The following is a 12,374-nucleotide window of genomic DNA, read 5'->3' as shown; positions in this document are numbered from 1 at the left end:
ATTCCTGCGAAGGCATAATTCATTTTAGGTGTAGTTTAAATTTCCTTTTTAACAATAGTACTACTCGCTTGTGCAGTACAGAACATTAAAACATCTGCAATATTTACATGTTTTGGTCTTGAGATGGCAAAGTAAATAACCTCTGCAACATCCTCTGGCTGTAATGCTTTATAGCCTTTATACGCTTTATCTGCAATAGGATCGCCTTTAAATCGAACTTGAGAAAATTCGGTCTCTACTAAACCAGGATTTACAGCACTCACTTTAATACCAAAAGGGTTGAGGTCGATACGCATACCTTCTGTTAAAGCTAAAACAGCATGTTTACTCGCGCAATATATATTTCCTTTTGGGTACACTTCTTTCCCAGCCGAAGACCCTATATTAATGATGTGTCCAGATTGTTTTTCCGTCATTTGCGGAATTATAGCTTTACTTACATACAATAATCCCTTAACATTTATGTCTAATATTGCATCCCAATCGTCCATGTTCCCTGTTTGTATTGGATCTAAACCATGTGCATTACCAGCATTATTTATTAAAATATCAATATTTTTAAAATTTTTAGGCAAGGACGCTATTGCTTTAAATACATTCTCTTTTTGTCTAACATCAAAATTTAAAGTCTCAACTTGAGTGTGTTTACTCAATTCTTTTTTAATAGTATTTAAACGTTCTTGTCGCCTACCACAGAGAATGAGTTTAATACCATGTTTTGCAAACTCATTAGCAGTTGCTCTTCCAATACCACTTGTTGCTCCTGTAATTAAAGCTGTTTTATTTGTCATCTAATATATCTTTTAAGTGAGAAAATAAATTTTTAAAGTACTGCTATTTGCTTTTGCATATTTTATTTTCACTTTTCACTTTTCACTTTTCACTTTTCACTTTTCACTATTCACTATTAAGGTACTTTATGACCTTGGCAAGCCACTAATATTTTAAACCAATCTTCTAAATCTAAAGTTATATCTAAAGCTTTAACTGCGTTTGCTATTCTTGTTGCATTTGTGGTACCAATTACTGGTTTAATTTTAGCAGGATGTTTTAACAGCCACGCTAATAAGAGTTGATCTTCTGTAGCATTGTACTTATCCATTAAGCCACCAAGTTGTTTATGGATGCGTCTGGTTTGCTCATTATCTAACTTAAACACGCTACCTAAAGGCGACCATGCCATTGGTTGTATAACATTAGTCATCATAGCATCCAACGTGCCATCATGCATTGCTTGGTGTTGTGTTAAAGAAAACTCTATTTGATTTACTGAAACAGGAATAAATTTAGAGATTAACTCCAACTGCGACGCTGTAAAATTAGAAACTCCAAACGCTTTTATTTTACCTTGTGTTTGAAGTTTAGTAACAGCATCTGCAATTTCATGAGGTTGCATTAAAGGGCTTGGTCTATGTAGCAATAACAAATCTAAATAGTCTGTTTTAAGATGTTTCAGAGATTCTTCAACAGACCAAATAATATACTCTTTACTATAATTATAGTGTTTAATACTATTGTTTCGGTTTTCACATACGTATTGAATTCCGCATTTGCTTATAAGTTCTATCTGCTCACGTTTCAGGCTGCTTTCCGCGAAAGCGTTACCAAACTCAGCCTCTGTAGTGTAAGCGCCATAAATATCTGCATGATCAAACGTGGTTACTCCTTCGTTTATGCAATGGTTTATGAGTGTAATCATTTCATTTTTAGAGAGTTGCTTTCCCCAACTTCCCCAAGTCATAACTCCAGATATTATTTTAGAATAAGTGCTATTGTGCATTTTTATATTTTTAAAACTTAAAAATACTAAAGTAATACTAGCTTAACTGGTTTGTTTACTTCAACTTTTAACCAATTATTAACAGGATTACATTAAAAAAATTAACAATTTGCACATCCTAATTAGAATAACATAAAAAGTTATTTAAAATTTAAGATATAATGGAAGATACTGGTACAATTGATATTAAGTCGATTAACGAGAAAATTGAAAAAGAAAGTGCTTTTGTAGATTTACTAACCTTTGAAATGAATAAGGTAATTGTTGGTCAAAAACACATGGTAGAGCGCTTACTTATTGGGTTATTGGGTCAAGGTCATATTTTATTAGAAGGAGTTCCTGGATTAGCAAAAACATTAGCTATTAACACGCTATCTCAAGCAGTATCTGGTAGTTTTAGCAGAATCCAATTTACGCCAGACTTATTACCTGCAGATGTTACAGGAACGTTGATTTATAATATGAAGGAAAACGACTTTAAAATTAAAAAAGGTCCAATTTTCGCAAATTTTGTATTGGCAGATGAGATTAACAGAGCACCAGCAAAAGTGCAGTCGGCTTTATTAGAAGCCATGCAGGAAAAGCAAGTCACTATTGGAGACGAAACCTTTAGGCTAGACAACCCCTTTTTAGTAATGGCAACGCAAAACCCTGTAGAACAGGAAGGAACTTACCCATTACCAGAAGCTCAAGTCGATCGTTTTATGTTAAAAACAGTTATTGATTATCCAAAAATTGCCGAAGAGCAATTAATAATGAGAGCAAATCTTAAAGGCGCTTGGGATACAGTAAATCCTGTTGTTTCTGTTGAGCAAATAAAAAGAGCACAAGACGCAGTTAGAGAAGTGTATATGGACGAGAAAATCGAAAAATATATACTCGATATTATTTTCGCAACACGTTATCCAGAAAAATATAAACTAGCAGATTTACAACCACTAATCTCTTTTGGAGCGTCACCTCGTGGAAGTATTAATTTAGCAACAGCTGCAAAATGCTATGCGTTTATAAAGCGAAGAGGTTATGTAATACCAGAAGATGTACGAGCAATTGTACACGATGTTTTACGTCACAGAATTGGAATTACTTACGAAGCTGAGGCCGAAAACATCACATCAGAAGATATTATTAACAAGATTGTAAACGAAATTGAAGTACCATAGGATTTTAGAATGACGAATTACAATTTACGATTTTCTTGTGTATTAATATCGTAAATCAAAAATCTACAATCGTAAATCAAAAAATGGATACCAAAGAATTACTAAAAAAAGTACGAAAAATAGAGATTAAGACGCGTCGTTTGTCTGATCATATATTTGGAGGCGAATACCACTCGACCTTTAAAGGTCGTGGTATGACTTTTAGTGAGGTTAGGCAATACCAATATGGCGACGATGTTCGTAATATAGATTGGAACGTCACAGCACGTTACAACGAGCCATATATAAAAGTTTTTGAAGAAGAACGCGAACTCACAATGATGTTGATGGTGGATATTTCGGGCTCAGAATTATTTGGAACCGAAGAGCAATTTAAAAATGAAATTGTTACCGAAATTGCAGCAACTTTAGCTTTTTCGGCAACGCAGAATAACGATAAAATAGGATTAATTTTATTTTCTGATGAAGTAGAATTGTACATTCCTCCAAAAAAAGGACGTTCTCATGTTTTAAGAATTATTAGAGAATTAATAGAATTTAAACCCAAAAGTAAAAACACCAATATAGCTGAAGCTTTTAAGTTTCTATCCAACGTAATGAAAAAGAAAGCTATTGTTTTTGTGCTTTCAGATTTTATTGCAGACGATTATAAACAAACACTTAAAATAGCAGCAAGCAAGCACGATATTACAGGCATTAGAGTGTACGATAAGCACGAAGAACACATGCCAAACATTGGTATGGTACAAATGCAAGACGAAGAAACAGGAGAGTTAATGTTAGTAAATACAATGTCTAAAAAAGTGCGTCACAACTACAGTAAATTTTATAACGATAAGGTGGAGTATTTTAAAAACACCTTTACAAAATCTGGTGCAGGAACCATAGATTGTAGAGTAGATGAGAGTTATGTAAAAAAGCTTTTAGGCTATTTTAAAAGACGATAATAATAAAAAAACAGTGTCTGGTCGAGCGCAGTTGAGACCAATTTTTAATATGAAAAACAAAGAAATAAAAAACACAAATTTTATAATAAAGCAAACAAGGCATTTTGTATTGTTTGTGTTTTTAATTCTGTTTTCTAAGGTTTCATTTGCACAAGACATATCAACAACTGTAGATTCTACTTCAATAAAAATAGGATCCCAAATTACCTATCAAATTCAGGTAGAAACAGATACCACTAATCTTGTTATTTTTCCTGAAGGACAAACATTTTTGCCTTTAGAAATGATAGAGTCTTATAAAATAGACACGACTAAAAAAGATGCAAAATATAAGCTTATAAAAAAATATGGCTTAACTCAATTTGATTCAGGAAGCTATACCATTCCAAAACAAAAAATAATAATTGGAGGTAGAGTTTTGGCTTCAGACTCAATAAACGTAGAAGTTCAAAATATAGTAGTGGACACTACTAAGCAAGGTTTGTACGACATAAAACCAATAATAAAAGTTAACAAAAGTTATAGCAACCGTTTTTGGCTAATATTAGGAATGCTCACTGCACTAGCCGTTATGGCATTTGTATTGTATTGGTTTATTTGGCGTAAAAAACCACTAACAGAAGAACAACAAATAGCCCTTTTACCACCTTACGATCGTGCAAAATTAGCGCTTCAAAAATTAGACGAAAGCAACTACTTAGAAAATGAAGCCTTAAAAGATTACTACTCAGAATTAACCTTTATTATTAGAAAATATCTAGACGAAAAGGTTTACGATCGTGCCTTAGAAAGCACAACAGACGAGCTAATTACTAGGCTTAATCTTTTGTCCGAAGGCAACCTGATTGACATTAACAAAGACGACATAAATAAAATAGAAAGCATTCTAAAACGTGCCGATTTAGTAAAATTTGCCAAGTCTGCTCCAGATGTGGAATTAGCTAAATTAGACAGAAAAACTATAGATTTAGAAATAGACCAAGTAAAACAAGCTTTACCAGAACCAACAGAAGAAGAGAAACTGTTAGATAAAAACTATAAAGAAGAGCAAGAACGCAAAAAGAAAAGCAGAAAAGTAAAGTTAACCATTGCTGCAGTTGCACTATTGTTACTTACAACGTATTCAGGCTTTGGACTTAAATACGGTTTTAAACATGTAAACGACACACTTATTGGTCACCAAACAAAGCAGCTTTTAGAAAAAGATTGGTACACGAGTAGCTATGGTTATCCACCAATGATTATATCTACTCCAGAAATTTTAAAGCGAACAGAAATTAAGCTAGACAAAAAGTTCGAAGCACTTTCCAAAATGCATGGAGACAGTTTAAATGCCACTCGTTTTTTATACAATACAGAAAAAACAGGTTTATCCATTCAATTAGATCAAAAAGTAGCACCTTTAAGTTTAAAATTTAAAGATTTAAATCCTGAAGAGTTTTCGCTAAGTGCAATAGATAGTTTAGGCTTTAAAAACGTTATTGTACAAAAAGAAAAATTTGTAACTCCTAATGAAGCCGAAGGATTAAAAATTTATGGAACAGCGTCAGACCCAAACAATAATAGAAAAGTACAATACACAACACTGTTTTTTAGTACAGATTTTGAAAAAGGCTTAGTCTATAACTATGGAGGCACTGTAGTGCAAACGCTAACTATAATTTGGGACGATGATGACACTTATTCCAATGAGATTGTAAACAAAGTTTTAGATAGCGTAGAGTTAGTCGAAAAGTTACCAGGTGTAACCAAACCTAATAAAGGAAAATAAATAAAATAATGTTTCAAGGCATAGAATTTTTAAATAAAGAGTTTTTCTGGTTGTTATTATTACTTCCATTGGCTGTGCTTTGGTATGTGTTAAAAAATAAGCAACAGACAGCAGCATTAAAAATTTCGAGTTTAAAAGGATTTAAAACTACCAATTCTTGGTTGCCAAAATTAAAACATGGCTTATTTGTATTGCGCTTATTGGCTTTAGCAGCACTAATAACAGCATTAGCAAGACCACGAACATCAGACGTATCTACTAAAACAAAAACTACAAAAGGGATTGATATTGTTATGGCAATTGATGTTTCTGCAAGTATGTTAGCAAAAGATTTACGTCCTAATAGGCTAGAAGCTCTTAAAAAAGTAGCAGCCCAATTTATAAAAGGACGACCAAACGATCGTATTGGTTTAGTAGAATATGCAGGAGAAAGCTACACTAAAACACCAATAACAAGCGATAAATCTATTGTGCTTCGAGCTTTAGAAGATATAAAATACAATACTGTTATAGAAGGTGGAACTGCCATTGGAATGGGATTAGCAAATTCTGTAAATAGATTAAAAGACAGTAAAGCAAAAAGTAAAGTCATTATTTTACTTACAGATGGAGTAAATAATTCTGGGTCTATAAACCCAAGTATAGCTAGTGAATTGGCTGTAGAATTTGGTATAAAAACCTACACTATAGGTTTAGGTACAAACGGTATGGCATTATCTCCTGTTGCCAGAAAACCCAATGGCTCATTCCAATATGCAAGAGTACAGGTAGAAATAGACGAAACTCTTTTAAAAGAAATTGCTGAGGTTACAGGAGGAAAGTATTTTAGAGCAACCAACAATAAGAAGTTAGCCGAAATTTACGACGAGATTAACAAGCTAGAAAAAACAGAAATAGACGAAATAAAATACACAACTTACCAAGAAAAGTACAGGCCATTAGCCATTTTAGCAGGTTTGTTACTTTTGTTAGAATTTTTATTACGCAATACAATTTTTAGAAGTTTTATATAATTAAAAACAAAATTTAAGGTTGAGCACAGTCGAAACCTTTTAAAAAATTAAATTAAAAATGAATCTTTTTCAATTAGAAGAAAAAATATGGTTTTGGGCATTGCTAGTTATACCAGCGTTGTTGTTGTTCTTTCTAATTGTTCAATTATGGAAAAGAAACACTCAAAATAAATTTGCTAATCAACGTATTTTAAAACGTTTAAGTCCTAACCGTTCACTCTTTAAGTCACTGTTAAAAGTTGTGGTGTTATGCTTAGCTTTTGGGAGTTTGGCAATTGCGTTAGTTAATCCAAAAGTAGGTACAAAACTAGAAACGGTAAAGCGAGAAGGTGTAGATATTGTTTTTGCAATAGATGTTTCTAAAAGTATGCTTGCCGAAGACATTGCGCCAAACCGATTAGAAAAATCTAAGCAGTTAGTCACACAAATTATTAATAATTTAGGTAGCGATCGTGTTGGTATCATTGCTTATGCAGGCAAGGCCTTTCCGCAGTTACCAATTCCCACAGACTATGGAGCAGCAAAACTGTTCTTAAAAAACATGAATACAGATATGCTGTCTTCACAAGGAACAGCAATTAACGAAGCTATAGAATTAGCAAAAACGTATTATGATGACGATGAGCAAACCAATCGTGTACTCGTAATAATTTCCGATGGAGAAGACCATAGCGAAGTAGCCACTCGTGTTGCACAAGAAGCTAGCGAACAAGGCATAAGGATTTTTACTATTGGAGTTGGAGATACAAAAGGAGGTCCAATCCCAATAAAAAGAAATGGTTTGTTTTTAAACCATAAAAAAGATAAAAATGGAGAAACTGTAATTACGCGTTTAGACGAAACCACTTTAAAAGCTATAGCAGATGAAGCCAATGGAGCATATATAAACGGAAAAAACACTAACGACGTTGTAGAGACCATTTCAGAGATTTTAAATACAATGGATAAAAAAGAATTTGAGGCCAAACAATTTGCCGATTTTAAAGATCAATTTCAATGGTTTTTAGCCTTTGCTATCTTCTTCTTAATAATAGATATTTTCTTGTTAGACAGAAAAACAGCATGGCTTAAAAAATTAAATTTATTTAACGAAAACCTTTAAAACTTTAATAAACTCTTAACTAATTAAACACGAGTAGTTTAATATATTTATGAGTTCAAAAAACCCAAATGAAATACCTATTATTACTAATATTATCACTTACCATTAGCCATTCTTTTTCTCAAGAAGATAAAGAAAAGAAAGCGCTATTGGCTACAAAAAAAGCGAATAATTATATAGCAGAAGCAAATGATTTAGCCTCTTCAGACGATTTTGCTTTAGCAGAAGTAGAGTACAGAAAAGCCATTTCTAAGCAGCCAACAACAGTAGCAGGAGCTTACAATTTAGGGCATTCTTATTTTAAAAAAGGTAATTTTGAAGAAGCATTATACAGACACGAGCAAGCAGCAAAAAACGCCACAGATAAATTAGAAAAACACAAAGCATACCATAATATTGGAAATATATTAATGGAAAATAAAAAGTGTAAAGAAGCAGTAGAAGCTTATAAAAATGCACTCAGAAACAATCCGCAAGACGAAGAAACTCGCTATAACTTTGCCATAGCAAAAGAATGTGCAAAAAAGCAAGAAGAAGAGAATAAAAACAACAAGGACGAAGACGAAAATAGCGACGAAGAAGAGAAAAAGGAAGAAAATAAAGACGACCAAAAGAACGAGGACCAAAAAGAAGATCAGGATAACAAAGACGAGCAAGACGAAAACGATAAAAACGAAGGTGAAGACGAAAAAGATGAAGAAGGCAAGCCTAAAGACGATAAAAAGGAAGATGGTAAGCAAGGCGAAGACGAAAAAAAACAACCACAGCAACCAAAACCGCAACCAGGTCAAATGTCGCCTCAACAAATAAAAAACTTGCTGGAAGACATGGAAAACCAAGAACAAAAAGTACAAGAAAAAGTTAATGCGCAAAAAGCAAAAGGCGTAAAATTACAAACCGATAAAGACTGGTAATTTATAATGAAATTAGTAAAACACATATCATTATTTTTACTGCTGTTTACAGTAACGTCAACCTTTGCGCAAGTAGAATTTGAAGCTAAAGTAAGTAAACAAGTATTAGGTCAAAATGAGCGTTTGCGTATAGATTTTCAAATGAATAAAGACGGAGACAATTTTAAAGCTCCAGATTTTTCAAACTTTACTGTAGTTGGTGGTCCAAACACTTCTGTAAGCAATTCTTATGCCTATGGAAAACGCACATTTTCAAAAACATACAGCTATTTTTTAGCACCACAAAAACAAGGGAAATTTACAATTAAATCTGCCTCTATAGAAATTGAAGGACAAACTTACTCAACAAAACCAATCGCAATTCAGGTTACAAAACCTGTAAAAGCATCTGACGCGCAAAGTCGCTTAGAAGATGCTGCTACAGAAAAAATACATTTAGTAGCAGAAATCTCTAAAACAAATCCATATTTAAACGAAGCCATTACAGTAGTTTACAAACTTTACGTAGGACCAAGAACACGAGTAAGTAATTGGAAAGAAGTAAACAAACCTGCGTACAATGATTTTTGGAATCAAAACATAGAAATTAAAGGATTAAAAACAGAAAACGGTAAGTATAAAGGCGAAGACTATCGCTATGTAGTATTGCGTAAAACGGTATTATATCCTCAAAAAACAGGAACACTAACTTTAGAGCCTTTAAGCCTCGATGTTACTGTAGATGTGCCAACAAATAGACGCGATATTTTTGGAGGACGAATTTTAAAACCTGTTCACAAAACAATATCTGCTGGAAGCCGAAAAATTAAAGTAAAATCTTTACCAGAAGAAGGTAAGCCAGAAAATTTTACAGGAGCAGTTGGAGAATTTGATTTTAATATTGCAACTTCAAAAAACGAATTAGATGCCAACGAGTCGCTTCAACTAAAAGTAGAAGTTTCAGGTAAAGGAAACTTAAGATTATTTAAGTTGCCAGAAATTAAATTATCTAGCTCATTAGAGGTCTATGAACCAGAACATAACGAAAATGTACGTGTAAATTTAGCAGGTATGCAAGGTCGTGTATCCAATACTTATACAATTGTACCTCAATTTAAAGGAAAATATCCAATACCAAATATTTCATTTTCATACTTCGATTTAAAAACAGAAACGTATAAAGAAATCCAATCGCAAGAGCAAACTATTACAGTTTTAAATGGACCTGTAAACGCTATAACTTCAGATGAGAATATAGCTTCAACAAGCGGAAAACAAAAGGTAGTTTTAAGTAACGATCAATTCGCCTTTATAAAAACGCAAACCAAATTCGTTCCTAAAAAGAAATCATACTTCTTTAAATCTAAACTCTTTTGGAGCAGTTTAATATTACCTCTAATAGCCATTCCTTTAGCTGTTGTTTTTAGAAGAAAAAAGGAAGAACGCGATGCCGATTTTGAAGGAAATAGAATTAGAAAAGCAGACAAACTAGCCAAAAAATATTTAACAGAAGCTAAACGCGCTTTAGGTCAAAAAGAAGCCTTTTATATTGCTTTAGAAAAAGCATTACACAATTATTTAAAAGGAAAACTAAATATAGAAACTAGCGATTTAAGTAAAGATAAAATAGAAGTATTATTACTAGAAAGGGAAGTAGATAAAGATGTTGTTAATACATTTAATGGTATTATGGAACATTGCGAATTGGCCAGATATACACCAATAACAAATGTAACTATGCAGCAAGATTATGATAAATCTGCGCAAACTATTAACTTAATAGATAAACAAATAAAATAAATTATGGGAGTAATACATACCATAGTTAAGTGTATTTTATATTTAGCAATTATGCTTATAAGTACATTTCTTTTTGCGCAAAATAACACCCTTTTTGAGCAAGGCAATATTTTATATAATAATGGCGATTACGACCAAGCCATAAAAAAATACGAATCTATATTAGAAACAGACGAACACTCTGCAGAGGTTTATTTTAACTTAGCAAACGCACATTATAAACTCAATAATATTGCGCCAAGTATTTATTATTACGAAAAAGCATTATTATTAAAACCAAACGATAAAGAGATTAAAAATAACCTAGTGTTTGCTAAAAACATGACAGTAGATGCAATAGAAACTGTTCCGGAAATTGGCTTATCAAAATTTTTAAATCAAACCACAAATCGCTTAACTTTTGACAGTTGGTCAAAGCTTGCTATAGCATTTATGTTTGCCTTTGTGACACTTATAATCCTCTATTATTTTGCGTCCAAAACCTCTAAAAAACGCTTAGCTTTTGTGGGCAGTGCAACGACTTTAATTTTAGCATGTATTACATTAGCATTTGCTTTTAAAAGCTATAGTTTATTTAATAAAAAAAACCCTGCCATAGTTTTTGCGCAAGAAACAAAAATTAAAAACGAACCAAATAATCGTAGCGAAGAAGCCTTTATTCTTCACGAAGGCACTAAAGTTAATGTATTAGACTCCGTAAATAACTGGCGAAAAATTAAATTATCCGATGGCAAAACAGGTTGGATAGAAAGTGCAGATATAAAAGTGTTGAATAATTTTTAAAATATCTTTAACAATTATATGCTTCATTAGTTCTATATTTGTAATTCTAACAAACCTTAGCGCATGCTTAAAAAAAACATTTCTATCTTTTTTACTGTATTATTTATGGCTACCATTATTGCGCCATCAATAATACTTACAGTAGATGACACTGTAGATGTTTCTGTTTTTTATAGTATTACTGAGGAAGAAAATAAATCTGTGGAGCTAATGTATTTTGAAAACACCAAAGACAGCGATGGTATCTTAGTTTTCGAAAACAAAATTCATTTCGAATATTATTATAAAAAATATTCAAAACCGCATTTAAATATAATCTTTCCACCTCCAGAATTCCTTTCCTAATTTTAAACACAGGATTAGCGTCCAAAATTAAAAAGTATTAAAATTAATTATTGATGACTTATCAATAAGGAAAATGATTATTTATAATGAGTAAAATCGCTTTTAAAGGCCTAACAATTTTTATATTAATTTTTGCGTTTTTAATGCCAAAATCCACTATTGCACAAGATAGTAATTTAGGGAACTGGCTTATATATATAGGTAATAAGAAACTTAACAAAAAATGGAATATCCATAACGAAGTACAATACCGAAATTATGATGCTGTTGGAGATTTAGAACAATTGTTGTTACGCACAGGATTGGGCTACACTTTTAATAACCAAAAAAATAACGTATTGTTAGGTTATGGTTACATATTATCTGAAAACTATATAGGAGACTCAGATCAAAAATTTTCTGTAAACGAACATAGAATTTTTCAACAATTTACATCGAAACAAAAAATTGGTAAAGTAGGTTTAAGTCATCGTTACCGTTTTGAACAACGTTTTGTTGAAGATGACTTTAGAATGCGATTCCGTTATTTTTTAAGTTTTAATGTTCCATTACAATATAAAGAAGATGGTAATAACCCATTATATTTATCTGCATATAACGAGATATTTTTAAATACCGAATCTTCTGTCTTTGACAGAAATAGAGTTTATGGTGGACTAGGCTATAAATTTTCGGATAATTTAAAATTAGAATTAGGTTATATGAACCAGTTTTTTGAAAACTCAGGACGCGATCAAATAAACATTATAGCATTTGTGAATTTTTAAAAAATAACAA

12 protein-coding genes are annotated in these 12,374 nt (G+C 32.1%); 10 read left to right on the top strand and 2 right to left on the bottom strand.

The annotated features are described in order from the left end of the window. Positions 1–35 precede the first annotated feature (35 nt). Together ACVC5O_RS03595 and ACVC5O_RS03590 are read right to left on the bottom strand one after the other, a co-directional pair. Positions 36–791, bottom strand: coding sequence for an SDR family NAD(P)-dependent oxidoreductase (locus ACVC5O_RS03595; RefSeq protein WP_452220096.1), 756 nt, complete (start codon positions 789–791; stop codon positions 36–38). 116 nt (positions 792–907) lie between these two features. Next, a complete protein-coding gene (locus ACVC5O_RS03590; protein ID WP_452220095.1) occupies positions 908–1,780 on the bottom strand; it encodes an aldo/keto reductase in 873 nt (290 codons plus the stop codon). Between the two features lie 161 nt (positions 1,781–1,941). Between ACVC5O_RS03590 and ACVC5O_RS03585 the strand changes: the two genes are divergently transcribed. From ACVC5O_RS03585 to ACVC5O_RS03540, 10 genes are all read left to right on the top strand, one after another. Further along, the gene (locus ACVC5O_RS03585; protein ID WP_452220094.1) at positions 1,942–2,943 is read left to right on the top strand and encodes an AAA family ATPase; all 1,002 of its coding nucleotides are present in this window, start codon (positions 1,942–1,944) and stop codon (positions 2,941–2,943) included. Positions 2,944–3,026: 83 nt separating this feature from the next. Next, positions 3,027–3,890: a DUF58 domain-containing protein gene (locus ACVC5O_RS03580; protein ID WP_452220093.1), complete on the top strand. Its 864-nt coding sequence runs from the start codon at positions 3,027–3,029 to the stop codon at positions 3,888–3,890. 49 nt (positions 3,891–3,939) lie between these two features. Beyond that, the gene (locus tag ACVC5O_RS03575) at positions 3,940–5,661 is read left to right on the top strand and encodes a BatD family protein (protein WP_452220092.1); all 1,722 of its coding nucleotides are present in this window, start codon (positions 3,940–3,942) and stop codon (positions 5,659–5,661) included. A gap of 8 nt (positions 5,662–5,669) precedes the next feature. Beyond that, positions 5,670–6,674, top strand: a complete 1,005-nt coding sequence (locus ACVC5O_RS03570; protein WP_452220091.1) for a vWA domain-containing protein — start codon at positions 5,670–5,672, stop codon at positions 6,672–6,674. 58 nt (positions 6,675–6,732) lie between these two features. Beyond that, on the top strand, positions 6,733–7,776 hold the full coding sequence (locus ACVC5O_RS03565; RefSeq protein WP_452220090.1) for a vWA domain-containing protein: 1,044 nt from the start codon (positions 6,733–6,735) through the stop codon (positions 7,774–7,776). Positions 7,777–7,844: 68 nt separating this feature from the next. Then, positions 7,845–8,690 carry a tetratricopeptide repeat protein gene (locus ACVC5O_RS03560; protein WP_452220089.1) on the top strand — a complete coding sequence of 282 codons (846 nt, stop codon included), beginning with the start codon at positions 7,845–7,847 and terminating at the stop codon, positions 8,688–8,690. Positions 8,691–8,696: 6 nt separating this feature from the next. Next, entirely contained in the window at positions 8,697–10,469 is a 1,773-nt protein-coding gene (locus tag ACVC5O_RS03555) for a BatD family protein (RefSeq protein WP_452220088.1), read from the top strand. A 3-nt stretch (positions 10,470–10,472) separates the two neighbouring features. Then, positions 10,473–11,252: a tetratricopeptide repeat protein gene (locus ACVC5O_RS03550; RefSeq protein WP_452220087.1), complete on the top strand. Its 780-nt coding sequence runs from the start codon at positions 10,473–10,475 to the stop codon at positions 11,250–11,252. A 63-nt stretch (positions 11,253–11,315) separates the two neighbouring features. Then, the gene (locus ACVC5O_RS03545) at positions 11,316–11,597 is read left to right on the top strand and encodes a hypothetical protein (protein ID WP_452220086.1); all 282 of its coding nucleotides are present in this window, start codon (positions 11,316–11,318) and stop codon (positions 11,595–11,597) included. 86 nt (positions 11,598–11,683) lie between these two features. After that, positions 11,684–12,364 (top strand): DUF2490 domain-containing protein, encoded by a 681-nt coding sequence (locus tag ACVC5O_RS03540; protein WP_452220085.1) that lies wholly within the window; start codon positions 11,684–11,686, stop codon positions 12,362–12,364. Positions 12,365–12,374 lie beyond the last annotated feature (10 nt).

It is taken from the genome of Lacinutrix salivirga (assembly GCF_053604675.1).
This window is presented reverse-complemented; position numbering and strand designations above follow the sequence as displayed.

Bases quoted from the DNA above. Each gene is read 5' to 3' on its own strand.
- ACVC5O_RS03560 (WP_452220089.1), top strand. From the start codon at position 7,845: ATGAAATACCTATTATTACTAATATTATCACTTACCATTAGCCATTCT.
- ACVC5O_RS03565 (WP_452220090.1), top strand. From the start codon at position 6,733: ATGAATCTTTTTCAATTAGAAGAAAAAATATGGTTTTGGGCATTGCTA.
- ACVC5O_RS03570 (WP_452220091.1), top strand. From the start codon at position 5,670: ATGTTTCAAGGCATAGAATTTTTAAATAAAGAGTTTTTCTGGTTGTTA.
- ACVC5O_RS03590 (WP_452220095.1), bottom strand. From the start codon at position 1,780: ATGCACAATAGCACTTATTCTAAAATAATATCTGGAGTTATGACTTGG.
- ACVC5O_RS03550 (WP_452220087.1), top strand. From the start codon at position 10,473: ATGGGAGTAATACATACCATAGTTAAGTGTATTTTATATTTAGCAATT.
- ACVC5O_RS03555 (WP_452220088.1), top strand. From the start codon at position 8,697: ATGAAATTAGTAAAACACATATCATTATTTTTACTGCTGTTTACAGTA.
- ACVC5O_RS03545 (WP_452220086.1), top strand. From the start codon at position 11,316: ATGCTTAAAAAAAACATTTCTATCTTTTTTACTGTATTATTTATGGCT.
- ACVC5O_RS03585 (WP_452220094.1), top strand. From the start codon at position 1,942: ATGGAAGATACTGGTACAATTGATATTAAGTCGATTAACGAGAAAATT.
- ACVC5O_RS03580 (WP_452220093.1), top strand. From the start codon at position 3,027: ATGGATACCAAAGAATTACTAAAAAAAGTACGAAAAATAGAGATTAAG.
- ACVC5O_RS03575 (WP_452220092.1), top strand. From the start codon at position 3,940: ATGAAAAACAAAGAAATAAAAAACACAAATTTTATAATAAAGCAAACA.
- ACVC5O_RS03540 (WP_452220085.1), top strand. From the start codon at position 11,684: ATGAGTAAAATCGCTTTTAAAGGCCTAACAATTTTTATATTAATTTTT.
- ACVC5O_RS03595 (WP_452220096.1), bottom strand. From the start codon at position 791: ATGACAAATAAAACAGCTTTAATTACAGGAGCAACAAGTGGTATTGGA.